Here is a 24,951-nt window from a genome sequence, read left to right as displayed (position 1 = left end):
CTGTTGGCAAGATGGGGTGGTCAATCCAGACCAGTGAAGGCTATGAACGTCTTGAATGACAGGCCGACAAGACAGGAGTGATCATGGGAACAACCGCTCATAAAGCTCTTGTTCAAATGGCATGCCAAACGGGCTGGCAGTCACCAGATTCTTGCTGTAGCCATGTTTGTTTCCCTGTGCAATAAACCCCAGTGGAGTACCCTTGACCAACAGGGCGACGGAATGACCGTCAGGCGCCCAACGCAGCTCAATATCGCTTTCGAGGGGGGCATCACCTTCACTACCAGGAACAACAAACTTGAGGATTGCCGGCGGTGCGTTGTTGTCGCAGTACTCATTCAGATGTTCAGGGGATGGTACCGTATTGAGCAGCCAACAGTCCGCTGCAGGGTAATCAGCCCCGGAGTCTGTCATGTAGAGCCAGACCGAAGTCCCTTCATCAGCAAGAATGGCCGCCTTATGGGAAACAGGATGTCTTTCGGATAGAAAAAGGGGGTTCATTTTTGATGAGCCTCAGATTGAGAGCATGATCGCACCATCAGATACCAGATCCTTACCGGGATATCCGAATATGTCTGATGGAAATATATTCATGGTGAGGGATTGATACACGACCTGGATTGCGGTGCAAACATGAACATCAACCAGGAACATTCATATAGCGCCAGTTCACAGCGATATAATTTGTTTTTTCAAGCATATTGACTGATTTTTAGAGCCTGCCAAATTGATAAAAATGAATCGCTACATGATCCACCTGTTATCAAAAAATTGAAAAGCATCATGGTTAAAGCATGTCTTGTCATTGACTTTCTGTTCTTTTTGGAACCAGAGCCAATATCAATGTTGCAACCGGGCCTAGCAGCAATGAAATAAAAAACCAGGCTAAACCGCTACGATTCTTCCCTTGGGCGAGGACAGCATTGATTAGCATCAATGTCCCCCACCCAACAAAAAACTGCTTGCCGGTTTCAAGGTAGTCTGGGTTCAAAAGATGCTCCTTTCTTTTATCTGCTGAGGTCCGAGTTCAGGCGCCGTTATGAGAAGCCCGACAGGAATGGGTGACCGCTGACACCTAGTAGTTTTCCAGCTCATATGCCAGGGCTGCCGATAGCGCTTGTGCCGTCATGGTCACAGCGGCGTCCTGTGGGGTGGGGAATATTGCGACCGGAATGCCCAGTCTGGACATTTCAGGCAACCACTCGCCCATCAGGTCGTCCAGGCCAATGATCTCAGGTTTCGCCGTTGACCAAGGACCCGTGGCACATGCGCTGGCGTATTCAGGGTGAGGCCAGATAGCAAACGCTGGCTTGCCACAACCATCAATATCGCCAGACACCCAGCCGTCAGATGCACGCAATCCCCAGGCAGACTCCTGGTCTGCGACGCGTTTGATGAAATGCATGACACGCTCTGTCGACGGAAGAGCAAGGACGTTTTGCATTTCCTTTTCAGTGAGTCGGTAGCTCATATTCTCTCAATGGTTAATATAGAACCCGTGGCTGTTTTCAAGTGCCGGTTTTTGGTGAGTGCATGGTTTGCCAACAACTGGCTGCTACAGAGACATCTCAATATTGGCCAGCGCCATTTTCTTTTTTGGATTCCAGTTTAATGGAGTCAATTTTTTATTCCCCCACCATGCGCAATGTTTTGTTTCAACCCATTGATGACGGATCTTGGCACAATGCTCAGGTGTGGAGTGTTGATCATAATCAAAACCTGACTCGGCACCACAACATGCGCAAATATCAAAAGTGGTGCAATTTGACTCATCCAACACGGTTATATCTGTAAAGCCACAGATTGGGCATCCTTCACTTTTCAAGAATACCTCAATAGTAATTAGCCGGAAAGGCGGTAATAATAAAAAGGTGGTCTCATCATCAAAGAAGAACCACCTCTGGTCAATAGGTAGGTGAACTGATTATCCCGCCTGTTTCAAACCGTTCCTGGTCTCTACACATGTATCTGTGTATAAATATCAAGACCGTTTCACCAAACCCGAGTAGTTTTCAATGGCATCAACCAATCGGGTGATGGTGGCATCATCGACAGTGAAATTATGATTCGTATCAAAATAAGAGATCTGAATATTCGCACTGAGAGGGTAGTGATCTTCTATACCCAGACCACCATATTCATCATGAACACCCTGGATAATCAGCATGGGAGTTTGGAGATTGGCCAGATGCTGATAACGTTCTGGCTCATCCTGCGAATCAGGATGTTTGAAAGGGTAGCCCAGGCAAATTATTTTCTTGAGACCCAGTTCATCGGCGATCAATGATGACACCCGTCCACCTGAAGAGCGTGCAAGCACGATGACACGTTCAGCGATACCCTGGCTGCTGATTGTCTTCTTGAGAAAATCACAACGAGATAACACAGCGTTGTCTTTCCTGTGATACAGATAGGAAAAATACGATGGGTGCAAGATACCATAGAGTACCTGTGCCGCCCGAAGATGTAATCGTTCCAGGTGTTTTGGAAGAAGACGGAGCCGTTTTACCCATTTTCTGAATGAAAAAATGAAGCTGGCCGCTGGATCCTCCCAACGAATGTCGACATTGTTTTTTCTCAATCTGGTCAGCAGGGCCTGGTTCAATGCTTCATCTCTTTGCCAATCGTCGCGGCCGACTAAAAGCAGAATTGGAGTCTTGGTCACACTCAGATCTCGATACGATGGAAAAGTCCCGGCTATGTTGCCGGATTGTTGGTCGATATCGAAGCCCTTGCAGTGGTTGAACCTGCATTGAGCGCCATCTTTTTCGAGTCTGGCGCCACAATCCTGGCAAGGCTACCGCCCCTGAGTTCCAGCCCCCAGTTCGCTGCTGTTAACCTGCGAGATAGCAACAATCGCTGTCATGGCCTTCTCCCGAGAGATGGATTGTCGTTTGGCTATCATAAGGGCTCTGATCGGGTCATGGGAAGAGGGGGGGAGAAAAATACTATTAGCTTCAATACATTAGTGAAAGATTATTGTTTTAAGCGGGCTGCTGAGTGAGCAGATGTATGAAAAAAGCCCCTTCGCTCCTGCCGACTTCCGTCGAGCGAGGCGACAACGATGCCGTGATTGGCAACAAGCAGGAAAGCGAAAGGGCGTCGATCTGGCGGGGTGATGCAGCGATTGCAGCTGTATCCCTATGGGAGTCGAAAATCAAAAACGTAGACACCCATCTTTTGTGTTCTGGCTATCCAGCGCCTTGCTCAGCAAGGCGGGTGTGCGATATGTCGGTACTTTTGGCTGTGGGCACATGCTCCCGGCCTCACCTGTTTGCCAGTATGTTAATTGGCGTTACCCTGTCGTTTGCTGGCCCTTGTAAAGCGCCTAGTCATATAAGTACCCCAAACTAACAAAGCTTGAATTGAGCCAATAAAGACAAGAACCTTTATTTTTGACCAAGTTATTCAAGAGCGATGTGAAACTGTATGCGATTATGGGGGAATCACTCGTTGCATGGAGGTCCCAGAAGCTATCGTAACAGTAGCCAAATTGAGAATCCCCGAGATTTATGCTTATTGCTTGTTCAGGGCCATTTCTTGCGATGATATAGAAATCATTGGAAATATCATCTTTGGGTATGTCTTGCTCATACCCTTCAGGCAGTATAGATGGATTCGCAGGGATTAATTCTGCTGGTGTCGAGATTTTGAAACAATAGTCACTTGACTCAAAAATAATGACACCACCGCAGAGTGAATAAAATTCTTTTAAATCATCTGGAATATCCATGTCAGGAATGCCTGAAGGTGGCAATACCTTGCAGTTTTCCATCTCACCAATCCGTTGGATTAACTCTCTCATTCTCTGGTTTCCTGAACTATCACTGCGCTTGACAGTAATTGGATAATTTGTTTGTATTCACTGCGGTTCCTTGTATGTACAAATTCACACAAAGCCTTGGCATACGCTACTTTTGCTTGGATTCACAGTGTCTCATATCTTTATTTTTTGCATCCAGATACCCTGCAAGGTATCTAGAAAATGATTTTGTACAGTTTGTCATAGTAAAAACCATCAAAGTCAGCAACCGTTTTTAGGGTAAACGGTGCTGGCAAGGTGAATCGTTTCCAGGTTTGCTTGAAGATCTCGTCACCATCTTCTTGCGCATTCTGATTGATGTTCTCCTTTATTAATATTTTCTTGGTCGAGAAGTTGATGCTCGTCACCCGCTCGACGAGGGGGCCGCGGTTTTCACTCAGGTCGTAGCCAATCAATTCGAAACCGGCGTTCTGATATCTGAATTTGTAAGACCAGTAACCATAACGTCCATGGCCATAGTGGATCTGCAAGATCCCTTTCTCTACGGAGACCCAAAGCTCAGGGGCAAAATAGACACCACCATCTTCATTCTCCGAGGAGAAACAGCTTGGATTATCGAGCGCCAGCTCATAGTGATCCCCCTTATTGAACGCGATGATAAGACCTCGCCGATTACGATCCAGCTCACCACGGTATTCGTCAACAATGACATTGCGCTTGTCAGTGCCTTTGATGACGATGACCATATCACTCTGGCCATCCTTGTTTAAATCCCCCTCGATTTTCTCAAAGACAACATATCCCTTGGGAATAAAATCGAGCGGATCTTTGGCTTTCAGAGGGGGGCCTTCGGCTAAAACTTGTGCTTGCAACAGCATTAAAAGCAGGAATAACCCTTGTTTCATCACCATTCCGTTTTCGTATGACTCTATAAATGGTGAATGATGCGTAAGATGGATACCCATGGCAAGCGTTTTGAGCCACGAATGGAGACGAGCCTGCCTGTCCATAGTAATACCCCCAGCATTCCGCCACCGCTCTGGTCTCTCTGCTCTCCCACAGCCTGCTCGATTCGCTCACCACAGGCGGCAAGGGGGTGGGCTGGCTTTGGCCGTGGCGTGATGAGCGCTTCTTCGCTCCCTGGCAGGTGATCCGGGTTGCCCCCTTCAAGCTGGAGGCCTACCTCACCGCCAGAGGTGAGGCGGTGATCCTCTCCGAGCTCTATTGGGTCTGGCTGCCGGGGGTTGTATTGATGCTGGCGCTGATGGGGTGGCGGGTCTGGGGCAGGTAGTGGTGGGGTTGGCAAGGGTTGTTGGAAATATCGTGGCTGAGCAAAAATTAAAACTTGGACACCCATCTTTTATCGGCTGGTGATGAATCCGCTTGTTCAGAAAGGTGGGGGCCTGATTTTTTAAGGGGGGAGCAACGCAATACTGATGCTCCCTCATGCCACCATATAGACAAAGTGCAACGCACAGTAAAAATGTCAATCGTAGCTAATCATTCGTAAACAGTTTGTTAGGTGCAATTACCGCCCAGTTCTTGGATAAATTCGTATTTAGGTATAGCCAGCACTAAACCATGTTTAGATTTGGTATCATACTCCAACAATTGCCAAACACGATCTGAACCAAAGTCTATATAGACGGGTTTTGTAGCATTGCTCCATTTTTCAAAAATTTTCCCACGCCCTACCCAACGAAACTTCCTTAAACGGGGATTTGGTGTATGAGCATAAAAAACACTCAAATTAAAATTTGCTGCATCCAAGGCGCCTTTGCATCCATTTACAATCCAGACCATATTCCCATAAAATATTTCTCTAGCTCGGGACTCTGTATCGTCAATAGCATAGCTCTGGATTTCAATGACAACCTTCTTGGGCGAATACACATCGGCAATATGCCGCTCACCATTTGCGTCGGTAAATGTAATCTCTTGACAGTCTGAAGGAAAATGAGATTTCCAACTTCGATGCCACTCTGATTCATTTTCCCACCAAGGATCGCAATGTTTTTTATCCTTGTGCGCCCAATGATGAACTTTATAGTTGCCACATTTTGCTATTGTTTCTGAGCCACAACAAAAGCATATACCTTTTAGCCCTTTATGTGGCTCGCTCTTAATATTATTAACTAGTGCAAATCTCATTGAGTCTCCTTACACTTAACAACCGACTTAATTGCGTACTACGCTAAAGGTAAAGTTAACAAATTTCTTTAAGCTACAACCGACATTGTTGACGGCATAAATTGCAATGAATTTTTATGTTCATTCGCGTCTATGGATAATATCCAATAAAGGAAGAACCTGGCTTTCATCTTTTGCTATGAAGGCCAAATCTACCAAAGGATGTTTGTCGATTGCGGTCTTGTTATTTAGACTAGTACCCAAATTAATTTTTTGCCTCTCTCTAAGGTGATAGTGTACTGAATTAGCTAAGATGTCAGCAGCAACAGTTAGTGGCGATGAATCACACTCTACTTCAATTATAAGTTCATCAAACTTCGGTGCGGAATCACATTTTACTGATAAGTATGCTATTTCCTTCTCATATTTATCGCCATTTCTTACATATCTAAATATTTCTCGCTCATTTTGAAGAAAAATATGACGTATAAACTCTGCTGTCTTATTAAATTTTTTAAGTGTTCCTGAATCTACATTGTCCGTTTTCACTACAAGTTTCAAATTGTGCTTTCCTAGAGAATGTACCATACACAAACTCGTTATTAACATTTTTTCAAAAAGTTCTTCATGAAGTGATTTTTTATTATCTTGTAGACCTCCTCGCCCCGCCATAAACTCTGATTGATGAAATCCTTTAGAATAAATTGCTTGATAGAACCATTGAAGTTTCGTTCTTTTAAAAGCAAAGAATATGTTATTTCTAAGTGTTTCTTGGTCAGTTATTTCTAAATCTGTTATATGAAACTTCCCGTTTATGGTGTTATAAAATGGGGTAATAAATTGACTAAACATACGCTTGATATCTAATATTTCTTCTTCAGTGTAGACATAGCCAGCCATCACACCGACTTCACCATCATATTTCTCATCATTTGTTGCGTACCCTTTAGCTCCAGACTCATCTAAAACCAAGATCATGTTATCCATATATTTATCCTTAGAACATACAATGATTAGATGGCGGTGGTATAAGTCCGATAACGGCGCTTTCCATATAACTCCACCACATTCTCATTCACCGTTGTGAATTACGTATTTTAGGTTGTTACGTGACCGGCTTGTTTATGGAGCTGAACGTGAATGCTTGACTTCCTTGTTTAACGCTTTCGTTAGCTCTGTGTAAAATAACAGTGAGGGAGTCGGTGATGGCAAGCGTCAGCATAGTTACCGCCCCTGATCGCGTATGTTGGGCTAAAAATCGTAGGTTGGTGCTGAACGAAGTGAAGACCAGCGTTTACTGCTAGATATATCTGTAATTTCATTTTACGGATCAGCCACATCCATATTTATCCCACTCTGGACGGAGTAATTATGCTCGTCTGTTGGGCTTCGTTACGCTCTGCTCCAATCTACAAAAAACCACGCTACCGCCCCTGAGTTTCAGCCTCCAGTCCGCTGCCTTTACCTTGCGAGATAGCAACAATCGCTGTCATGGTGTTTTTCCGAGAGGTTGATTGTCATTCGGGTATCTTAAGGGGGAGGGTCGTGCGTTGAGAAGCGGGTTTTGGTGGGAATCTGTGTTGGATCAATAAATTAGTCATTAGTAGTGTTCAATGTGAGCAAATAGGGTTGCCGTAGACTCCCCTCACCCCAGCCCTCTCCCAGAGGGAGAGGGGGTAAAAAGAAAGGTTCATCGCGGCTTTCCGGGGAAGGCCGCCTTGATTTTCAGAAAAAAGTATTCTGAGTCCCTAAATCCATATGCCATACGCTTTATCACTTTGATCTTGTTGTTCACCCCTTCCAGCACACTCGTGTGCATCGGGTAGTTTGCACTCGCCAGGATCCCCCGCATATATTTCGATAAATTTCGACCAAATCGTTGCAGCGGCGCTAGCCCGCTTTCCTTCACCTGCCGCATCCAGCTCCGCCATCGTCGCCATCCTTCCCACACGCTCGGCGCATACCAGATGCCCTTCAACGCCTCTTTCAGCACGTACACCATCGCCAGCGGTTGATTCGCCGCCAACAGCTCCTGCAACTTCACATCCTGTTTTTCACTCAGCTTCGCCCGATTACGTAGCAGCAACCAACGCGCACTTTTGACCACTTTTCGCGCCGGTTTATCGCTTTTCAGTGCATTCGCCTGCTCCACTCGCACCCGGTCCACCACCTCTCGGCCATAGCGAGCCACCACGTGGAACAGGTCGTAGACCACCTCCGCCTGCGGGCAGTGTTGCTTCACCTCCAGGTCGAACGCCGTGTTCATGTCCATCGCCACCGCCTCAATCTGCTGGCATCGCTCGCCGAGCTGCTCGAAGAAGGGACGGATAGCGGCCCGGCTGTTGCCGTGCCCCACCCACAGGACGCGGGTTCGCTCGGCATCCATGATCACGGTGGCATAGCGGTGTCCCTTGTGCAGGGCAAACTCATCCATCACCAGCCGCCGCACCTCCCCAAGTTCGATGGTGCCCACACTGGTCTGCAAACGGCGCTTGTCGATCTCCTTGATGGTGTGCCAACCGACCCCGGTGAGCTGGCTGACATGGCGGATGGGGAGGTACTGAACGAGCGCTTCAATCCAGCACTGCATGCGCCGGGTGAGGCGGGAGCCAGAGGGGAGCCAGTCGATATGTTCACTGACGCGACCACAGCGCAGACAGTCGACGCGGCGAACAGGCAGTTGTAACCAGACTTGTCGGTCAAATAGGTCTCGCTCACGCACCCGGCGGATACGTTGGTCGTGGATCAATGGCGTGGGTTGCAGGCATCGGCGACAACGGGGCAACAGGTCGGCGCGAGGCTCAAGGGTAAACAGGGTGTGATGGTTGGCAGAAAGCGCTTGGGCGATGACGGTATAACCTGGCCAGAAGGAGGCAATATCAATATGATGCACGGCGACAGCAGGGTGATGGTGGTGGTGTGTTTGGAGACAGCCAGTTTACCAGCACCCTGTCTGTCAACTTCCACTTCCCCAAGATCCCGCGAAGAACCAAAAGAAAAGGGAGCCGATCAGGCTCCCTTTTACATGGTTATGCGAACTGGCAACTCAGGGCCACGGACATCTGACCCCAACCCGACCTTATCGATTGGTCGCGGCTTTCATCCCTTCCACAAACTCTTTCAGGCGAGTGAGCATATGCTCCGGGTTCTGGTGGTGGGTCTCGATGATCTTCACCACGGCGGATCCGGAGATGGCACCGGCGGCGCCAGCCTTGATCGCTTCACGCACCTGGGCCGGTTCGCTGATGCCAAAGCCGAGCAGGGCGGGGGGGGCATTGAACTCGCGCAGGGTGTTGATGAGGCCCTCCACCGGCATGCCGGCCTTGGTCTCGGCACCGGTGACACCGGCGCGGCTCACCAGATAGGTGTAACCGGAGCCGAGCTCGGCAACGGCCTTGAGCGTCTCGGCATCGCCGTTGGGCGGGGCGATAAAGATGCTGTCGATGCCGAACTTGTCGGCGGCCGCCTTGTAGGGTTCGCACATCTGCACCGGCACGTCGGCCACCAGCACGGAGTCCACCCCTGCCTGCTGGCACTTCTCGTAGAAGCCGTCGATGTGGCGCACATAGACCAGGTTCGCGTAGACCAGGAGGCCAATGGGCAGCTGTGGGTACTTGGCGCGGATGCGGGCGAGCAGGCCGAAGCAGTCGTCCGGGGTGGTGTGGCTGGCAAAGGCACGCAGAGCGGCACCCTGAATGGTGGGGCCGTCTGCCACCGGATCGGAGAAGGGAATGCCGAGTTCGAGGGCGTCGGCGCCCCCTTCGACCAGGGCATCGACGATGGCCAGGGACAATTCGGGGGTGGGGTCACCCAGCATCACGAAGGGCACGAAGGCGCCCTGATTGGCCTTGTCCAGACGGGAGAAGAGTTGTGCGTAACGGTTCATGACAAGGTTCCTTCTTTTTCAAAGATGTCGGCAACGGTGAAGATGTCTTTGTCGCCACGGCCGGAGAGGTTGACGATGAGCACCTGCTCTTTTTCCGGTTCACTGCGGGCCATCTTGAGGGCGTGGGCCAGAGCGTGGGAGGACTCCAGCGCGGGTATGATGCCTTCGGATTTGGCCAGTTCCTGGAAGGCGTCCAGCGCCTCCTTGTCGGTCACCGAGGGGTACTCGGCGCGGCCGATGGCGGCCAGGTGGGCGTGCTGGGGGCCGACGGAGGGGAAGTCCAGCCCCGCCGAGACGGAGTAGGATTCCTGGATCTGGCCCTGGTTGTCCTGCATCAGGAAGGAGTGCATGCCAAAGAAGACCCCCTTGCTGCCGTGACCCAGCGGCGCGCCGTGCTCGCCGCTTTCGATGCCGTGACCACCGGGTTCGACCCCGATAAGGCGCACGGAAGGCTCATCGATAAAGTCCGCAAACATGCCGATGGCATTGGAGCCGCCGCCAACGCAGGCGATCACCGCATCCGGCAGGCGCTCTTCTTTTTCGAAGCACTGGGCCTTGGCCTCTTCCCCGATCATCTTCTGGAACTCCCGCACGATGGTGGGGAAGGGGTGGGGGCCGGCGGCGGTGCCGAGCAGGTAGTGGGCGGTCTCGTAGTTGGCGGCCCAGTCCCGCAGCGCCTCGTTGCAGGCATCTTTGAGGGTGCTGGAGCCGGAGTGCACCGGGATCACGGTGGCACCCATCAGCTTCATGCGAAACACGTTCGGCTTCTGGCGCTCGCAATCCTTGGCCCCCATGTAGACCCGGCACTTGAGGCCGAGCAGGGCGCAGGCCAGCGCAGTGGCCACACCGTGCTGACCGGCGCCGGTCTCGGCGATGATCTCGTGCTTGCCCATGCGCTTGGCAAGCAGGGCCTGACCCAGCACCTGGTTGGTCTTGTGGGCGCCGCCGTGCAGCAGATCTTCACGCTTGAGGTAGAGGCGGGTCTTGGTGCCCTTGGTCAAATTGCGGGTCAGGGTGAGCGGGGTCGGGCGACCGGCGTACTCGGTCAGGAGCGCCTGAAACTCGGCGACGAAGGCCGGATCATCCTTGGCATCGACGAAGGCCTTCTCCAGCTGGAGCAGGGCGGGGATAAGGATCTGGGGCACGTACATGCCGCCAAATTCACCGAAAAACGGGTTGAGCAGGGTCATGGTTATCTTCCTTTACATTCTGCAATTGAGATCAGGTATGAGCCTTGGCGGGCTGAGGCGTATGGCTGGGGCACATACATGTCATCGACGAAATTCACCGAAAAACGGATTGAGCAGGGTCATACATTATTCCTTGTGCTTATGGGCAAACGCAGTTCATTAATTCGTTGAATGAGTCACGGGGCGCTCACAGTTGGCGCAGGGCACCAAAGGCGGCCGCCAGCTTGTGGGCATCCTTCCTGCCCGGGGCACTCTCCACCCCGGAGTTGAAATCAAGGCCGAGGCAGCCCACTTGCGCGGCCTCGAGGGCGTTGTCGGGGTTGAGGCCCCCCGCCAGCATCAGCCTGGCTTTATCGAGATGGGCCAGCAGGGTCCAGTCGAACGCCTGGCCGGTGCCGCCGCTCTGGCTGCCGACCGCAGTTTTCACGACAGTATCGAGCAGCAGGCGATCCGCCGGGTAGTCGAGGGCGGGCAGGGGCTCGCCACTTGTGACTCCAACCGCTTTCCAGATCTGGCAGCCCGCCGGCAGCAGGGGGCGCAGGGTCTCGATATAGGCGGCGTCTTCATCCCCGTGCAGTTGCACGGCGGCGAGCCCCAGCGCATCCACCGTCTTGGCGATGGTGGCGGGCTGGGCATTGCGAAACACCCCGACGTAAGAGAGCGGCGCACCCGCCATCACGGCGCGGGCGGCGGGAATGTCCACGTAGCGCGGGCTTTTCGCCACAAAAATCAGGCCGCCGAACACGGCGCCCGCCTGATGGGCGGCGGCGGCGTCCTCGGGACGAGTCAGGCCGCACACCTTGTTCTGGCCGAGCACGAGCTTGCGCACCGCGGCCTCCAGATCCGGCTCCGCCATGAGGGAAGAGCCCACCAGGAAGCCCTTGGCGTGGTGGCGCAGGGCCGCCACCTGGGCGCGGTGGTTGATGCCGGATTCGCTGATCACCACCCGATCCCCCGGGATCCTGGCCGCCAGCTGCCGGGTGCGGGCAAGATCGACGCTCAAATCCCGCAGATCCCGGTTGTTGATGCCAATCACCGGGGCGCCGAGGTCGATGGCGCGGGTCAGCTCCTCCTCGTTGCTCACCTCGGTGAGCACCCCGAGGCCCAACTCTTTCGCCACTTTGAACAGGGCGCGATACCCCTCGTCGGTGAGCACGGAGAGCATCAGGAGGATGGCGTCCGCCTGATAGTGGCGGGCCAGATAGACCTGATAGGGGTCAATCATGAAGTCCTTGCAGAGCACCGGCTGCTGGACGCGACCCCGTACCCGGGGCAGGAAGGCGAAATCCCCCTGGAAGAACTTCTCGTCCGTCAGCACCGAGATGGCGGTGGCGTAGTGGCCATAGATGTCGGCGATGGCCTCCGGGCTGAAGTCGTTGCGGATCAAGCCCTTGGAGGGGGAGGCCTTCTTGCACTCCAGAATGAAGCGGGTGGAGCCTTTGCGCAGATCCCCCTCGAAGTCCCGATCGCTCGGGGTCAGCGCGTCCTGGAAGCTCGCCAGGGGCTGGCTCTCCTTGCGGGCGGCGACCCACTCCTGCTTGGCCGCCACGATCTTGCCGAGAATGGTCTGGCTGATGGAGGCCATGTTCAGAAAGGCGTGGGGAGCAATGACATCTGACATCTCGTTATCCTTGCGAAGCTGGCTGTTGCCCGTCGGGCGTTCTGGGTGAGTGCCCCTGGGGCACGCTGTGGTGGTGGCTGACATCATGCCTCCTGATGGCTCAGGGTGGCGAGATCCCGGGCGAGGAGAGCGGCCTGGCCGCTTGCCAGCACCGCCAGCACCCGGGCGGCGGCCTGCCTAAAGTCCGGGGCCTCGCCCGCCATCACCAGGAGCGGCGCCACGTTGGCGGCGATGGCTGCGTTGTGGGCCGGGCTGCCGCGCCCTTCCAGGATGGCGGCGGTGATGGCGCGGTTCTCCTCGGGCTCACCGCCCTGGATGGCGCTGACCGGGTAGGTGTCGAGGCCAAAGTCCGCCGGGGTGAGCAAGTACTCGCGAATTTCGCCGTCGCGGATCTCCGCCACCTGGGTCGGGCCGTGGATGGCAATCTCGTCGAGGCCCGCGCCGTGCACCACCATACCGGTTTTCAGGCCGAGTGCCAGCAGGGTTTCGGCGATGGGGCGCACCAGCTCGGGGGCATAGACCCCCATCAGCTGGAAGCTGGGGCGAGCGGGGTTGATGAGCGGCCCCAGCACGTTGAACAGGGTGCGGGTCTTGAGGGCCTGGCGCACCGGCATGGCGTGGCGTACCCCGGCGTGGTACTGGGGGGCGAACAGGAAGCAGACCCCGAGCTCGTCCAGGCAGCGACGGGCCTGGGCCGGGCTCATGTCGAGCTTGATGCCCATTTTATCGAGCAGATCGCTCGACCCCGACTTGCTCGAGACCGAGCGGTTGCCGTGCTTGGCCACTTTCAGGCCGCAGGCGGCGGCCACCAGGGCCGAGGTGGTGGAGACGTTGATGGTGTTGAGGCCGTCTCCCCCGGTGCCGACGATGTCGCAGAAGGCATAGTCCGGGCGCGGGAAGTCGCGCGCTTCGGCCAACAGCGCCTCGGCGGCGCCGGCGATCTCCTCCGGGGTCTCCCCCTTGATCTTGAGGGCGGTCAAAAGGCTCGCGAGCACGATGGGATCCACTTCACCACGAACCACCTGGCCGAAGGCGTCGCGGGCGGCATCGCGGGTGAGAGACTGACCCTGATAGAGGGTGTTGAGATGTTGATGCATGGTCTCTTCCTTACCGCACGTGGCTTTCTGGACGGGTGACATGGGCGAGGGCCTGGGTGAGCAGGCGGGCCCCTTCGCTGGTCATGATGGATTCCGGGTGGAACTGGAAGCCCAGCACCCGCTCGTCACGCTGCTCGATGGCCATGGGCATGCCCTGATAGTGGGCAATCACCTGCAACTCTTGTGGCACATAGGTGGCCACCAGGGAGTGGTAGCGGGCCACCGGCAAGGGGCTCGGCAGCCCCGCGAAGGCGCCATGGCCGTTGTGCTCAATCAGCGAGCGCTTGCCGTGGACGATTTCCCCCGCCGCCCCGACGGTGCCGCCGTAGGCTTCGCACAGGGCCTGATGACCGAGGCAGATGCCGAGGATGGGCACCCGGCCCCGGGCCAGCTTGATGAGATCGATGAGGCAGCCCGCCTCATGGGGAGCGCCCGGCCCCGGGGAGAGCACCAGCACGGCGTCCCCTTCGCAGGCGTCGATCTCCTGCATGATGCGGCTCGCCGGCAGGCTGTTGCGGTAGATGCGCACCGGGTAGCCCAGGGTGCGGAACTGGTCGACGAGGTTGTAAGTGAATGAATCGAAGTTGTCGAGCAGGAAGATATTAGTCATGGGACTGCTCCTTCGAAGTGCGGAACTGGTCGGCCAAAGCGTTGTAAGTGAACGAATCGAAGTTGTCGAGCAGGAAGATGTTAGTCATGGCTCACGTCCTTGTGTTGTTCCTGCTGGGCGCTGAGGGCCTGCAGGGAGGTGCCATGGCTGGCAGCGATGGCGGCCAGCACGGCCGCCGCCTTGGCGCGGGTCTCGTCCGCCTCGGCCTGGGGTTTGGAGTCATAGACCACCCCGGCGCCGGCTTGGACATGGGCGACCCCCTCTTTCACGAAGGCGGAGCGGATGACGATGCAGGTGTCCATTTCCCCTGCGCCGTTCAGGTAACCCACGGCGCCGCCGTAGCTGCCGCGACGCTTGCCTTCCACCATGCGGATAAGCTCGCTGGCGCGCAGCTTGGGGGCTCCGGTCAGGGTGCCCATGTTCATGCAGGCCTGGTAGGCGTGCAGGGCGTCAAGGTCGGCGCGAAGGGTGCCCACCACCCGGGAGACCAGGTGCATGACGTGGCTGTAGCGATCCACTTTCAGCAGATCCTTGACGTAGCGGGTGCCGGGGGCGGAGATGCGGGCGATGTCGTTGCGGCCCAGATCCACCAGCATCAGGTGCTCGGCCACCTCTTTCTCGTCCTGACGCAGCTCCAGCTCGATGCGGCCGTCCAGATCCAGGTTGATGCTGCCGTCCGGGTTGAGGCCGCGGCGGCGGGTACCGGCGATGGGGTACATCTCCACCTGGCGGCTGTTGGCGCAGAACTTGACTGCGCTCTCGGGGGAGGCGCCAAACAGGGTGAAGCCCTCGTCCTGCACGTAGAACATGTAGGGGCTGGGGTTGGTCTGCTTGAGGCGGCGATAGGCGGCGACGGGATCCGGGCAGGGGAGGGAGAAGCTGCGGGACGGCACCACCTGGAAGATGTCACCACGGCGGATGAAGCCCTTGAGCTTCTCGACCTCGGCGCAGAACTGCTTGTCCCCCTTGTCGACGGCCAGGGCGCCGGTCAGCGGCGCCGTACCCTGTGGCGCAGGCAGCGGCTGCTGACAGGCCTGTTTGAAGGACTCGAGGCGAGCGGTCAGGCGGGCGTAGCGTGCGTCCAGCTGCTCATCCTCTTCGCCGCCGAACAGGCAGGCCAGCAACTGGGTGCTCTGCTTGATGTGATCGATGGTGATCAGGGTCTCGGCCACATAGAAGCAGTAGTCGGGGCAGTCGTTGCTCCCCTCTGGCACCTCGGGCAAGTCTTCAAAGGAGGCGATGAGGTCGTAGGCGAAGCTGCCCGCCATAAAGAGGGCCTCTTTGCCCTGCTGGCATTGCAGTTCCCGCTGCAGGGTGCGCAGCACGTCCAGCACGCTGCTGCCCTTGAGGCGGCTGTCTTCGTCAAGCTCCCGATCGGACGCCGGGAAGTCGAGGTGCAGCTCGTCCGCCACCCGGGTCTGGGTGATGACGGTGGGCAGGCGCTGCTCCAGCAGGCGCAGCAGGGCGGCGCCGTTGTCGCCGAGGGGGCGCACCTGTACGGCGCGGCCGCGGCACTCGATGCGCAGGCAGGCGTCCACCAGCAGCAGGCTCTGGGTGCCGGCCTTGGAGTCGATCTCCACCGATTCGAGCAGCAGGTTGTTGGGTCTGTCCTGGCAGAGTCGGGTATAGAGTGCCAGGGGGTCTGTCACATAGGGGGCATTGAGCCGGATGGTATCGAATTCGCCCAGGGGCAAACGGGTCTTGTTGCCTGTCATAATGCCTTCCCTTGCATGTGTTGTGTGTCACCGATGGTCATGGCGCTGTCTCTCTTGAAAATGGGTCGGGTTCGGGTCACGTCAGCGAGTTCGCCATCGCCATGTCAGTGTGCTTCTCTGAATTGTCGGTTTCATCACAGGTCCATTTGCCGGATAATAAAAAAGCCCGCTGGGGTCAGCGGGCTTTTTCTTTGGGTTCTTAACTTGCTGTCAGATTACAGGTACAGCAACGACCACACGCCCGCATGTCAGGGAGTGTGCCACCACCAGATGGTCAGGATGGAAGTCGCTTGCATGAGATTGAGTCCTGTAAAAAGATGTTTGCAATGAAGTGCCTACAGAAAACGATAAAGCCGCGGCCAAGTCAAGTCGCTTTTTTGCCGGCCTTTTCCAGGCAGGTCCCAAACAAGAGCGAAACACGCCGATGAGATTCGATCTTCATTGCCACACCACCGCCTCGGACGGGGTGCTGAGCCCCGCCGACCTGGTGCGCCGCGCCGCCGAAAAAGGGGTGGAGGTGTTAGCGGTCACTGACCACGATACCCTCGACGGGCTTGAGGAGGTGCGCCAGACCATCTCGGCCGACCAGTTGCCACTGCGCCTGGTGAGCGGGGTGGAGATCTCCACCGGGTGGGAGCATCACGAGATCCACATCGTGGCCCTCGGGGTGGACGAGAAAAATCCCCAGTTGCTCGCCTTTCTGGCAGGGCAGCGAGCCCGCCGAGAGGCGCGCGCCGAGGAGATCGGGCGTCGTCTGGAGAAGTGCCTCATCCCGGGCACCTATGAAGAGGCCAAGCAGCTCGCCGGTGACGCCGCCGTGACTCGGGCCCACTTTGCCCGGGTGCTGGTGGCGCGCGGGGTGGCCGACAATATGCAGAAGGTGTTCAAGAAGTACCTGAGCCGGGGCAACAAGGGCTATGTGCCCGCCGAGTGGCCCGGGATGGGGGAGGCCATCGAGGCCATCCACGCCGCAGGCGGGCTGGCGGTGCTGGCCCACCCGAGCCGCTACAATCTCACCGCCAAGTGGATCAAGCGGCTGCTGGTGGCCTTCAAGGCCGTCGGGGGGGATGCCATGGAGGTCTCCCTGCCCCAGCAGAGCCCACAGGAGCGGGCGAATCTCGGCCAGTGGGCCAGGGAGCACGATCTCTATATTTCGGTGGGGTCCGATTTTCACTTCCCCTCCAACTGGACCGAGCTTGGCCGCCACCTCTGGCTCCCCAAGGAGGGGATGCCGCTGTGGCTCGGTCACCCCGGTCATTTCGGGCTCACCCCCGAGGAGCATGCGGGCCTGCTGGCCAGCCGCTGACCCCCCGGGCCGGCATCTTTGATGCAGGCGAGTCTGCGTCAAACAGGTTAAGGTAGTGTCATGGGCCAAGGGGCCCTTGACCATGAAGCGGGCAACGAGCGTGCCCCCTATCGCGAGAAGAGCATATGAGTCAGCATTTTTACGTACATCCCGACAATCCCCAGGTTCGCCTCATCAGCCAGGCGGTGCAGATCCTGCAAAACGGCGGCGTCATCGTCTATCCCACCGACTCCGGCTACGCCCTGGGCTGCCAGATGGGCAACAAGGATGCTTTGGAGCGCATCTGCCGCATCCGTCGCATCGAGCCGAACCACGACTTCACCCTGGTGTGCCGTGATCTCTCGGAGATCTCCACCTATGCCAAGGTGGACAACACCGCCTTCCGGCTGGTCAAGAACAACACCCCCGGACCCTACACCTTCATCTTCAAGGCCACCAAGGAGGTGCCGCGTCGCCTCATGAACGAGAAGAAGAAGACCATCGGCATCCGGGTCCCGGCCAACAACATCGCGCTGGCCTTGCTCGAGGCCCTCGGTGAGCCGCTGCTCTCCACCACCCTGATCCTGCCGGGCTCCGAGATGGCGGAGTTCGACCCTGAGGAGATTGCCGACAAGCTCGGCAAGCAGCTGGATCTGGTGGTCAACGGCGGGTATCTGGGCGAGCAGCCCACAACTGTGGTGGACTTCTCCGACGACGAGCCTGTGCTGCGTCGCCGCGGTGCCGGGGATCCGACGCCGTTTGAGTGATCTTGCCGACCCCGTGCCCGCGCTGACAACCCCCGCGGGCACGACGGGGGAGGCTTCCCTTCCCCCGCCCATCGCCACCGTGCTGGGGCAGCCCTACCATGAGCTGCCCCAGGACTTGTTCATCCCCCCCGATGCGCTGGAGGTGTTTCTCGACACCTTCGAGGGGCCGCTGGATCTCTTGCTTTACCTCATCCGGCGCCAGCAGCTCGACATCCTCAACCTGCCCATCCTGCAGATCACCGCCCAGTACATGGAGTACGTGGATCTGATGCAGGGGCTCAACCTCGAGCTGGCGGCGGAATACCTGCTGATGGCGGCCTGGCTCGCGGAGATAAAGTCCCGCCTGCTGCTGCCCAAGGCCCCGGAGCTGGAAGACGAGGAGGAGGGGGAAGACCCTCGCGTCACCCTCATTCGTCGCCTGCAGGAGTACGAGCGCTACAAGCTGGGGGCGGAGCGGGTCAATGCCCTGCCGAGGGTGGAGCGGGAGATCTTCGTCGCCGCCGCCATGGCGCCGGATTTTGGTGCCTTGAAGCCATTGGCGCCCGATGTTTCTCTGGTTGAACTCGCCCTTTACATGCAAAGTGTGGTAAAACGCGCGACTCATTTTGAACATCACCAGATCCGCCGCGAGCAGATCCCGACCCGGGTACGGATGGCGGAGATCCTCGCCATGCTCTCCCTGGGCCAGACCCTGCGCCTGGAGCAGGTGCTGCGAGCCGAGGAGGGGCGCATGGGGGTGCTGGTGACCTTCCTGGCCCTGCTGGAGCTGTGCAAGGAACAATTGATCTGGATCTTGCAGGCGGAGCCTCTGGGCCCCATCCATTTTGCCCTGGCGAGTGAGGGGAAGGGGGAGGAGCATGAGCATCTACACTGAGCGAGGGGCTGCGCCAGGGGCGTGGACCCGGGAGGTCCACCGTGGCGCTGCCTGCTGAACGATTGAAAACCCTGATCGAGGCGGCGATCTTCGTGGCGGGGCGTCCCCTCACGGTGAGCGAAATCAAGGGCAGCGTGCTCTCGGACTACCCGGTCACCGGCCGCTATGTCCAGCTGCTGCTGGCAGAGCTCAGACAGGATTACAGCGAGCGGGGGGTCGAGCTCAAAGAGGTGGCCTCCGGCTGGCGTTTCCAGGCCCGCCAGGAGTATGCCGAGGAGCTGTCGCGCCTGTGGAGCGAGCGGGCTCCCCGTTATTCCCGCGCCGTGATGGAGACGCTGACGCTGATTGCCTATCGTCAGCCCATCACCCGGGCGGAGATAGAAGCCATCCGCGGGGTGGCGGTGTCGAGCCAGATCGTCAACACCCTCAAGGAGCGTGGCTGGGTGCGCAGCATCGGCCACAAGGAGGTGGCGGGTCGCCCCGAGCTGCTCGCCACCACCCGTGAATTTCTGGACTATTTCAACCTGCAGAGTCTGGAGCAGCTCCCCGAGCTGGATCCCGAGCTGCAGGCCCCCTTGTCGCTCATGCCGGGCGAGGGCGGTGACGGTCAGCCTCTGGCAGGCCGTGCTGAGCATGAACATGGTGGGGAGGCCAACGGGGCCGTCCCACAAGAGCCAAGGTTGTCCGCGATGTCGGCGGGCAGCGATCAACAATCAGGTAAACCCGATGAGTGAAAAACTGCAAAAAGTATTGGCCCGCGCGGGTCAAGGCTCCCGTCGTGAGATGGAGGCCCTGATCACCGCAGGTCGGGTCAGCGTGGATGGCAAGGTCGCCACGCTGGGGGATCGCGTCGAAGTGAACGCCGTGATCCGGGTGGATGGCCACCAGGTCAAGACCCGCGCCGCAGAGGAAGTGATCTGCCGCGTGCTGGCCTACCACAAGCCCGAAGGGGAGATGTGCACCCGCCACGATCCGGAAGGACGTCCCACCGTGTTTGATCGTCTGCCCAAGATGGATGGCGCCCGCTGGATAGCGGTCGGCCGCCTCGACGTCAACACCTCCGGTCTCTTGCTGTTCACCACCGACGGCGAGCTGGCGAACCGCCTGATGCACCCGAGCCACGAAGTGGAGCGGGAATACGCGGTGCGGGTCTTTGGCGAGATCACCGAAGCCATGCTGCAGCGCCTGCGCAAGGGCGTGCAGCTGGAAGACGGCATGGCCAAGTTCAACAAGATCAAGCCCGCCGGTGGCGAGGGTCTGAACCAGTGGTTCAACGTCACCCTGACCGAGGGCCGCAACCGGGAAGTGCGCCGCCTGTGGGAATCCCAGGAAGTGCAGGTGAGCCGCCTGATGCGTATCCGCTACGGCGACGTCACCCTGGATCGCGGCATCCCCCGCGGTGGCTGGCAGGAGCTCAAACTGCCCGAAGTGAACTACCTGCGCGGCCTGGTCAACCTGCCCAACGAGACCGAATCCAAGGTCGATCTGCAGCAGGATGGCAAGAGCACCCGCCACAAGCAGGCCGCCCAGATCCGTCGCGCCGTGAAGCGCCACAAGGAGATGCAGGGCAAGGAGCCGCGCGCCCGTGCCACCACCGCCCGTCGCAAGCCTACCTCCTCCACCCGCAATTCCGGCACCGGCAGCAAGTAAGCCGCCACCACGGGCCGCTCGCCCCGGACACGCCACAAGCCCGCACCCCAAGGTGCGGGCTTTTTTGTTTTCTGCTCCTGCCGGGCTCCTTGAGACTGAATCGCCCAGGGGAGAGAAAGGGCCAGACAAGCTCCTCCCCCTCTTGAAGGGGGAGGCTGGGAGGGGGTGAGTAGTTGTTATGCTGACAGGGGCATAGTCGGAGGAATACTGTCATGAACGAGAAGCCAGTTCGTGTTTTCAACCGCGAGGCCACGCTGGATAAACGGCGTGAACAACGAAACAATCCAACAGAGCCTGAACGGCGATTGTGGCAGGCGCTTCGGGCTGGGCAACTCGGAGTCAAGTTTCGCCGTCAGCAAGGTATAGGCCCATACATTGCGGATTTTTACTGCCCCGGGCGGTTGTTGGTCATTGAGGTTGATGGCGACAGCCATTTTGACATGCGGGGTCTGCGTCATGACAAGCGACGGGATGCCTACATGGCGGCCCTGTCGCTGACGGTACTGAGATTTAGCAACAGGGAGGTGATGGAAAATCTACCCGGGGTGGTTGTCTCTATTCGGGCATGGCTTGATCGCGTCTGACCCCACCCCAGCCCTCCCCTTGCCAGGGGAGGGGGCCAGAGTGCCCTCTGTACGGGCTGGAAAGCGTCATACACTTCCCTTTTTTGAAGGGGAGGGGGTTGCAGACGGGGATGTGCATCAGGATGGTTGCCCTGCCGGGACGGGCTTGTTAGCCTTTCGCGCACAAAGACAGGAGAAACCAATGAGCAAGGTACTGGATGAGCTGCTGGCGTTGCTGGCGCTCGAAAAGATCGAGGAGGGCCTGTTTCGGGGCCAGAGCCAGGATCTCGGGTTGCGATCCGTGTTTGGCGGACAGGTGATGGGGCAGGCCTTGTCAGCCGCCAAGCAGACGGTGGCAAGCGACCGCCAGGTCCACAGTTTCCACTCCTACTTCCTGCGCCCCGGGGATGCCAACAAGCCCATCGTCTACGACGTGGAGAACATCCGCGACGGCCAGACCGTCTCCACCCGCCGGGTCAAGGCCATCCAGAATGGCAAGCCCATCTTCTACCTCAACGCCTCCTTCCAGGTGGAGGCCGAGGGCTTCGAGCACCAGGCGAAGATGCCGGGCGGCATCACGCCCCCCGAGCAGCTCAAGAGCGAGCTGGAGCTGGTGCGTCCCTACGAGCAGATGATCCCGGCGGCCCTGCGGGACAAGATCCTGTGCGAGAAGCCCATCGAAATTCGCCCCGTGACCCTGGTGGACCCCATTCGCCCGGATGTTCACGAGCCCCTTCGCTACACCTGGTTCAAGGCCAATGGCCCTGTGCCGGACGATCAGCGGGTCCACAACTACCTGCTGGCCTATGCCTCCGACTTCCACTTCCTGTTCGCCGCCCTGCAGCCCCACGGGGTCTCCTACTGGGAGCCGGACATGCAGGTGGCCACCATCGATCACTCCATGTGGTTCCACCGGGAGTTCCGGCTGGACGACTGGCTGCTCTACGTGGTGGACAGCCCGAGCGCCAGCGGCGGTCGGGGTCTGGTGCGCGGCCAGTTTTTCACCCGGGATGGGGTATTGGTGGCGAGCACCATGCAGGAAGGGGTGATCCGCCGCCGGGGCTGAGACGCCCCCTTGCGCCAACGAAAAACGGGAGCCGATGGCTCCCGTTTTTTATTGCCTGCGCTATCAGGCTGCGTCCTGCTCGGTGCTGAGTGCTGGCTCGCCCCGGGCGAAGCGGTCGGCCCACAGGGCGATGACGCCGTCACCGGTGACGTTGCAGGCGGTGCCGAAGCTGTCCTGGGCCAGGTAGAGGGCGATCATCAGGGCGATGGAGGCCTCACCGAAGCCGAGCATGGAAGTGAGCAGGCCGAGCGCGGACATGACACCGCCACCCGGTGCGCCCGGCGCGGCAATCATGATGACGCCCAGCATCATGATGAAGGGCACCATGGTGCCGTAGCCCGGAATGGCCAGGTGTTCGGAGAGGAACATCACCGCCGTGGCGCAGGTTACCAGGGTGATGGTGGAGCCGCACAGGTGGATGGTGGCGCACAGGGGCACGGTGAAGTTGGCGATGCCGTCGCTCACGCCGTTGCGCTTGCTGGCTTGCAGGGCCACCGGAATGGTGGCGGCGCTGGACATGGTGCCAAGGGCGGTGAAGTAGGCGGGCAGCATGTTCTTGATGAGCATGACGGGGGAGCGCCCCTGGGCGAGACCGGTGCCGACGAACAGGACGCAGAGCCAGATCCAGTGCATGACGATGGCCATCACCAGCACTACCCCGAAGGTCTTGAGGGTGGCGAAGACGGTGCCTTCCACCGTCATCTCGACGAAGACGCCGGCGATGTAGAAGGGGAGCAGGGGAATGATCACGCGTGCCAGCAGGCGGTCGATGATGTCACGGCCCTGATCGGCGACCCGGCGCAGGTCGGTGGCCTGGGTGGCGCTGATGCCGATGCCGAACACGAAGGCGGCGGCCAGGGCCGACATCACCCCGAACAGGGGCGGGATCTCGAGGTTGATGTAGGAAGCGAGCTTGGTGGCAGCCTCGGCGGTGGGCTCGGCGGCCGTGGTCAGGTGCGGGATCAGGTGGCTTGCCACGGTGAAGGCGAACAGGCCCGCCAGTATGGTGGAGCAGTAGGAGAGCCCCACCGTCTTGCCCAGCAGCTTGCCGGAGTTCTTCGGCAGGCTGGCGATGCCGCTCATGATGAAGAAGAGGATGATGAGCGGGATGGTGAAGGTGATGAGCTGGCCTATCACCGTCTTGGCGGTGAACAGCACGCGGGCGACCCATTCGGGGGCATAGAGACCGAGCAGCAGGCCGGCGAGGATACCGGCAACCAGATTGAGAACGAGTTTCATGGGGGAATCCAGGTGTTGGTGTCTGATTTGTTATTTAATTTTGATTTTAATGCCGCTTTTTAACACAAACACCGCATCTTGTCTGCTTTACGGTGGTTAACTCAGGGTTAAATATTGTTAATGGGCTGAATGCCGTGAGGTGTCACTGTCCCCGGGGGCTTTCGCGGATCAGCGCCGCACCAGCAAGGCGTGCAGCCAGGGGCCGTTCACCTCATCTTCCCCCACCCAGCCGTGGTGCAGGGTGAAGGGGAGGGGAGCGATCAGGCGTCGCAGCCCCGCCTCGTCGAGCCGGGTCTGCAGGCGATATTCCCCCGACCGTTGCAGCGGTTCGCCCTCCCCGTGGGGGAAGGAGGCGTAGAGGGGGCCCCCGGCCTTGAGCAGGGTGGCCAGATGACCGAGCGCCGGGGCTATCTCGTGTTCGGGCAGACAGGGGAGGGAGCCGCTGGCCCAGATGCCGTCATAGGGAACGACGCTTTGCATCTGCTCAAAGCGGCAGACCCGCACCGGCTGGCCGCACAGGCGCGAGGCGGCGGCGGCCTGCGCCCGGCTCGCATCGAAGGCGGTCACGGTGAGGCCTTGCTGGCGAAAGAGGCGCAGATCCTCTCCTGCCCCGCAACCGGCCTCCAGCAGATGACGGCCGCTGCCCAGCAGGGCCAGGAAGAGGGCATGGGCGCCTGCCACGGGGGCGGGGCGAGGGGCGGCGTCGTGCGCCGGCGCGGGGGCGTGTGGCAAGGGTGTCGGGCTCATCGTGGTGGGGGGCGTTACTCTAGCAGGTTTGCCCCCGGCTGTTGAGCATTGGCGGGGGCGGCGCGTCTTGCCGACTCAGGGGTGGCGGCGAAGGGTGGGGCTCGCGATGAGGGTGAACAGGGTATCGAGGAGAAAGTCCGACTCCTCAATCAGATCGATGCGATCCGGGAAGTGCAGCCAGTTGATGATGTAGCCGTCCAGGGTGCAGTGGAGCAGGGTGGCGGCGCGGCGCAGATCCAGCCCCTCGGGCAGTTGGCCGCGGTGCACGGCATTGGCCAGGGTGATCTCCAGATCCCGGAAGAAATTAATGGATTGCAGGTGCATGTGCTCGCGCATGACGGCGGCCTCTCCCTCCATGGATTCCAGATTGAACATGATGGTGAACATCTGCTGGTGGGCGGGCTCGGTGCTGATCTTGAGCATCACCTCCTTGAGAAAGCTGCGCAGCTTGCCCAGGGGATCCGGCTCCGCCTCGTCGACGCAGGCATCGAGCTGGTGGGAGAGGGGGGCAAACAGCTCCTCCCACAGGGTGACGAACAGCTCTTCTTTATTCTTGAAGTGCCAGTAGATGGCGCCCCGGGTGAGGTCCGTCGCCTTGGCGATATCGGTCAGGCTGGTGCGCGCCAGCCCCTGTTGGCAGAAGAGATCCAGGGCCGTGCTCATGATGTTGCAGCGGGTTTGCTGCGCCTCTTCTTTGGTGCGTCTGGCCATTGACTCCGGTCCTGTTTAAAAGTGAAAAAAGTTTCTT

At 58.2% G+C, this 24,951-nt stretch carries 26 protein-coding genes and 2 pseudogenes; 8 read left to right on the top strand and 20 right to left on the bottom strand.

Going from position 1 to position 24,951, the window contains the following annotated elements; genetic code table 11:
* Nucleotides 1-81: 81 nt before the first annotated feature.
* The 7 genes from I6L32_RS21015 to I6L32_RS20985 all read right to left on the bottom strand — a co-directional run bounded on the left by I6L32_RS21015 (nt 82) and on the right by I6L32_RS20985 (nt 4,668).
* Nucleotides 82-501: a hypothetical protein gene (locus tag I6L32_RS21015; protein ID WP_216944449.1), complete on the bottom strand. Its 420-nt coding sequence runs from the start codon at nt 499-501 to the stop codon at nt 82-84.
* 301 nt (nt 502-802) lie between these two features.
* Nucleotides 803-991 (bottom strand): hypothetical protein, encoded by a 189-nt coding sequence (locus I6L32_RS21010; protein ID WP_048208017.1) that lies wholly within the window; start codon nt 989-991, stop codon nt 803-805.
* A gap of 84 nt (nt 992-1,075) precedes the next feature.
* Complete coding sequence (locus tag I6L32_RS21005) at nt 1,076-1,471, bottom strand: DUF2750 domain-containing protein (RefSeq protein WP_216944448.1); 396 nt, start codon at nt 1,469-1,471, stop codon at nt 1,076-1,078.
* 84 nt (nt 1,472-1,555) lie between these two features.
* On the bottom strand, nt 1,556-1,825 hold the full coding sequence (locus I6L32_RS21000; protein WP_216944447.1) for a hypothetical protein: 270 nt from the start codon (nt 1,823-1,825) through the stop codon (nt 1,556-1,558).
* A gap of 156 nt (nt 1,826-1,981) precedes the next feature.
* Nucleotides 1,982-2,665, bottom strand: a complete 684-nt coding sequence (locus I6L32_RS20995; RefSeq protein ID WP_216944446.1) for an alpha/beta family hydrolase — start codon at nt 2,663-2,665, stop codon at nt 1,982-1,984.
* 663 nt (nt 2,666-3,328) lie between these two features.
* Nucleotides 3,329-3,805, bottom strand: coding sequence for an SMI1/KNR4 family protein (locus tag I6L32_RS20990; protein WP_216944445.1), 477 nt, complete (start codon nt 3,803-3,805; stop codon nt 3,329-3,331).
* A 173-nt stretch (nt 3,806-3,978) separates the two neighbouring features.
* Nucleotides 3,979-4,668 (bottom strand): hypothetical protein, encoded by a 690-nt coding sequence (locus I6L32_RS20985; protein WP_216944444.1) that lies wholly within the window; start codon nt 4,666-4,668, stop codon nt 3,979-3,981.
* A gap of 134 nt (nt 4,669-4,802) precedes the next feature.
* Here I6L32_RS20985 and I6L32_RS20980 point away from each other — a divergent pair.
* Nucleotides 4,803-5,054, top strand: a pseudogene (locus I6L32_RS20980) (metal-dependent hydrolase); the annotation flags it as partial.
* A gap of 227 nt (nt 5,055-5,281) precedes the next feature.
* Here I6L32_RS20980 and I6L32_RS20975 read toward each other — a convergent pair.
* From I6L32_RS20975 to I6L32_RS20930, 10 genes and pseudogenes are all read right to left on the bottom strand, one after another.
* The gene (locus tag I6L32_RS20975) at nt 5,282-5,914 is read right to left on the bottom strand and encodes a competence protein CoiA (RefSeq protein WP_139737722.1); all 633 of its coding nucleotides are present in this window, start codon (nt 5,912-5,914) and stop codon (nt 5,282-5,284) included.
* 120 nt (nt 5,915-6,034) lie between these two features.
* Nucleotides 6,035-6,880 (bottom strand): hypothetical protein, encoded by an 846-nt coding sequence (locus tag I6L32_RS20970; protein ID WP_139737723.1) that lies wholly within the window; start codon nt 6,878-6,880, stop codon nt 6,035-6,037.
* Between the two features lie 703 nt (nt 6,881-7,583).
* Entirely contained in the window at nt 7,584-8,786 is a 1,203-nt protein-coding gene (locus tag I6L32_RS20965; protein ID WP_084865641.1) for an ISL3-like element ISAeme19 family transposase, read from the bottom strand.
* 186 nt (nt 8,787-8,972) lie between these two features.
* On the bottom strand, nt 8,973-9,779 hold the full coding sequence (gene trpA / locus I6L32_RS20960) for a tryptophan synthase subunit alpha (protein WP_151028627.1): 807 nt from the start codon (nt 9,777-9,779) through the stop codon (nt 8,973-8,975).
* Nucleotides 9,776-10,969 carry a tryptophan synthase subunit beta gene (gene trpB, locus I6L32_RS20955; protein ID WP_041214833.1) on the bottom strand — a complete coding sequence of 398 codons (1,194 nt, stop codon included), beginning with the start codon at nt 10,967-10,969 and terminating at the stop codon, nt 9,776-9,778. Before trpB ends, trpA begins: the two co-directional genes overlap by 4 nt.
* A 187-nt stretch (nt 10,970-11,156) precedes the next feature.
* Nucleotides 11,157-12,674, bottom strand: coding sequence for a bifunctional indole-3-glycerol-phosphate synthase TrpC/phosphoribosylanthranilate isomerase TrpF (gene trpCF, locus I6L32_RS20950; protein ID WP_216944443.1), 1,518 nt, complete (start codon nt 12,672-12,674; stop codon nt 11,157-11,159).
* Nucleotides 12,674-13,687 (bottom strand): anthranilate phosphoribosyltransferase, encoded by a 1,014-nt coding sequence (gene trpD, locus I6L32_RS20945; protein ID WP_010673697.1) that lies wholly within the window; start codon nt 13,685-13,687, stop codon nt 12,674-12,676. The genes trpCF and trpD overlap by 1 nt, the downstream gene beginning before the upstream one ends.
* Nucleotides 13,688-13,697: 10 nt before the next feature.
* The gene (locus I6L32_RS20940; RefSeq protein WP_039039194.1) at nt 13,698-14,297 is read right to left on the bottom strand and encodes an aminodeoxychorismate/anthranilate synthase component II; all 600 of its coding nucleotides are present in this window, start codon (nt 14,295-14,297) and stop codon (nt 13,698-13,700) included.
* Nucleotides 14,298-14,313: 16 nt separating this feature from the next.
* Nucleotides 14,314-14,385: pseudogene (locus tag I6L32_RS20935) on the bottom strand (anthranilate synthase component II); the annotation flags it as partial.
* Complete coding sequence (locus I6L32_RS20930) at nt 14,378-16,012, bottom strand: anthranilate synthase component 1 (protein ID WP_201922663.1); 1,635 nt, start codon at nt 16,010-16,012, stop codon at nt 14,378-14,380. The pseudogene I6L32_RS20935 and the gene I6L32_RS20930, both read right to left, overlap by 8 nt.
* A 424-nt stretch (nt 16,013-16,436) precedes the next feature.
* Between I6L32_RS20930 and I6L32_RS20925 the strand changes: the two genes are divergently transcribed.
* From I6L32_RS20925 to tesB, 7 genes are all read left to right on the top strand, one after another.
* The gene (locus I6L32_RS20925; RefSeq protein ID WP_039039192.1) at nt 16,437-17,318 is read left to right on the top strand and encodes a PHP domain-containing protein; all 882 of its coding nucleotides are present in this window, start codon (nt 16,437-16,439) and stop codon (nt 17,316-17,318) included.
* Between the two features lie 125 nt (nt 17,319-17,443).
* On the top strand, nt 17,444-18,064 hold the full coding sequence (locus tag I6L32_RS20920; RefSeq protein ID WP_010673702.1) for an L-threonylcarbamoyladenylate synthase: 621 nt from the start codon (nt 17,444-17,446) through the stop codon (nt 18,062-18,064).
* Nucleotides 18,057-18,938, top strand: coding sequence for a ScpA family protein (locus tag I6L32_RS20915; protein ID WP_216944442.1), 882 nt, complete (start codon nt 18,057-18,059; stop codon nt 18,936-18,938). Before I6L32_RS20920 ends, I6L32_RS20915 begins: the two co-directional genes overlap by 8 nt.
* A gap of 41 nt (nt 18,939-18,979) precedes the next feature.
* Nucleotides 18,980-19,672 carry an SMC-Scp complex subunit ScpB gene (scpB, locus tag I6L32_RS20910; protein WP_043155571.1) on the top strand — a complete coding sequence of 231 codons (693 nt, stop codon included), beginning with the start codon at nt 18,980-18,982 and terminating at the stop codon, nt 19,670-19,672.
* The gene (rluB, locus tag I6L32_RS20905; protein ID WP_010673705.1) at nt 19,665-20,588 is read left to right on the top strand and encodes a 23S rRNA pseudouridine(2605) synthase RluB; all 924 of its coding nucleotides are present in this window, start codon (nt 19,665-19,667) and stop codon (nt 20,586-20,588) included. Before scpB ends, rluB begins: the two co-directional genes overlap by 8 nt.
* A 212-nt stretch (nt 20,589-20,800) precedes the next feature.
* Complete coding sequence (locus tag I6L32_RS20900) at nt 20,801-21,172, top strand: endonuclease domain-containing protein (RefSeq protein WP_039039189.1); 372 nt, start codon at nt 20,801-20,803, stop codon at nt 21,170-21,172.
* A gap of 181 nt (nt 21,173-21,353) precedes the next feature.
* Nucleotides 21,354-22,217 carry an acyl-CoA thioesterase II gene (gene tesB / locus I6L32_RS20895; protein ID WP_041214836.1) on the top strand — a complete coding sequence of 288 codons (864 nt, stop codon included), beginning with the start codon at nt 21,354-21,356 and terminating at the stop codon, nt 22,215-22,217.
* 63 nt (nt 22,218-22,280) lie between these two features.
* Here the strand turns inward: tesB and I6L32_RS20890 are convergent, their stop codons facing one another.
* From I6L32_RS20890 to I6L32_RS20880, 3 genes are all read right to left on the bottom strand, one after another.
* Nucleotides 22,281-23,456 (bottom strand): dicarboxylate/amino acid:cation symporter, encoded by a 1,176-nt coding sequence (locus I6L32_RS20890; RefSeq protein WP_042014198.1) that lies wholly within the window; start codon nt 23,454-23,456, stop codon nt 22,281-22,283.
* Nucleotides 23,457-23,624: 168 nt separating this feature from the next.
* On the bottom strand, nt 23,625-24,188 hold the full coding sequence (locus I6L32_RS20885; protein ID WP_232091582.1) for a bifunctional 2-polyprenyl-6-hydroxyphenol methylase/3-demethylubiquinol 3-O-methyltransferase UbiG: 564 nt from the start codon (nt 24,186-24,188) through the stop codon (nt 23,625-23,627).
* Between the two features lie 90 nt (nt 24,189-24,278).
* Nucleotides 24,279-24,914 carry a TetR family transcriptional regulator gene (locus I6L32_RS20880; RefSeq protein WP_216944441.1) on the bottom strand — a complete coding sequence of 212 codons (636 nt, stop codon included), beginning with the start codon at nt 24,912-24,914 and terminating at the stop codon, nt 24,279-24,281.
* Between the last annotated feature and the right edge of the window lie 37 nt (nt 24,915-24,951).

The organism is Aeromonas sp. FDAARGOS 1402 (assembly GCF_019046925.1).
In the GTDB taxonomy this organism is placed as follows: domain Bacteria; phylum Pseudomonadota; class Gammaproteobacteria; order Enterobacterales; family Aeromonadaceae; genus Aeromonas; species Aeromonas caviae.
This window is presented reverse-complemented; position numbering and strand designations above follow the sequence as displayed.

What these genes read in the sequence shown, in the direction of transcription:
- I6L32_RS20990 (WP_216944445.1), bottom strand. Translation starts at nt 3,805, where the DNA reads ATGAGAGAGTTAATCCAACGGATTGGTGAGATGGAAAACTGCAAGGTA.
- I6L32_RS20970 (WP_139737723.1), bottom strand. Translation starts at nt 6,880, where the DNA reads ATGGATAACATGATCTTGGTTTTAGATGAGTCTGGAGCTAAAGGGTAC.
- I6L32_RS20930 (WP_201922663.1), bottom strand. Translation starts at nt 16,012, where the DNA reads ATGACAGGCAACAAGACCCGTTTGCCCCTGGGCGAATTCGATACCATC.
- I6L32_RS20900 (WP_039039189.1), top strand. Translation starts at nt 20,801, where the DNA reads ATGAACGAGAAGCCAGTTCGTGTTTTCAACCGCGAGGCCACGCTGGAT.
- rluB (WP_010673705.1), top strand. Translation starts at nt 19,665, where the DNA reads ATGAGTGAAAAACTGCAAAAAGTATTGGCCCGCGCGGGTCAAGGCTCC.
- I6L32_RS20925 (WP_039039192.1), top strand. Translation starts at nt 16,437, where the DNA reads ATGAGATTCGATCTTCATTGCCACACCACCGCCTCGGACGGGGTGCTG.
- I6L32_RS20975 (WP_139737722.1), bottom strand. Translation starts at nt 5,914, where the DNA reads ATGAGATTTGCACTAGTTAATAATATTAAGAGCGAGCCACATAAAGGG.
- trpB (WP_041214833.1), bottom strand. Translation starts at nt 10,969, where the DNA reads ATGACCCTGCTCAACCCGTTTTTCGGTGAATTTGGCGGCATGTACGTG.
- I6L32_RS21005 (WP_216944448.1), bottom strand. Translation starts at nt 1,471, where the DNA reads ATGAGCTACCGACTCACTGAAAAGGAAATGCAAAACGTCCTTGCTCTT.
- trpCF (WP_216944443.1), bottom strand. Translation starts at nt 12,674, where the DNA reads ATGTCAGCCACCACCACAGCGTGCCCCAGGGGCACTCACCCAGAACGC.
- I6L32_RS20940 (WP_039039194.1), bottom strand. Translation starts at nt 14,297, where the DNA reads ATGACTAATATCTTCCTGCTCGACAACTTCGATTCATTCACTTACAAC.
- I6L32_RS21015 (WP_216944449.1), bottom strand. Translation starts at nt 501, where the DNA reads ATGAACCCCCTTTTTCTATCCGAAAGACATCCTGTTTCCCATAAGGCG.
- I6L32_RS20920 (WP_010673702.1), top strand. Translation starts at nt 17,444, where the DNA reads ATGAGTCAGCATTTTTACGTACATCCCGACAATCCCCAGGTTCGCCTC.
- trpA (WP_151028627.1), bottom strand. Translation starts at nt 9,779, where the DNA reads ATGAACCGTTACGCACAACTCTTCTCCCGTCTGGACAAGGCCAATCAG.
- I6L32_RS20890 (WP_042014198.1), bottom strand. Translation starts at nt 23,456, where the DNA reads ATGAAACTCGTTCTCAATCTGGTTGCCGGTATCCTCGCCGGCCTGCTG.
- tesB (WP_041214836.1), top strand. Translation starts at nt 21,354, where the DNA reads ATGAGCAAGGTACTGGATGAGCTGCTGGCGTTGCTGGCGCTCGAAAAG.
- trpD (WP_010673697.1), bottom strand. Translation starts at nt 13,687, where the DNA reads ATGCATCAACATCTCAACACCCTCTATCAGGGTCAGTCTCTCACCCGC.
- I6L32_RS20880 (WP_216944441.1), bottom strand. Translation starts at nt 24,914, where the DNA reads ATGGCCAGACGCACCAAAGAAGAGGCGCAGCAAACCCGCTGCAACATC.
- I6L32_RS20985 (WP_216944444.1), bottom strand. Translation starts at nt 4,668, where the DNA reads ATGAAACAAGGGTTATTCCTGCTTTTAATGCTGTTGCAAGCACAAGTT.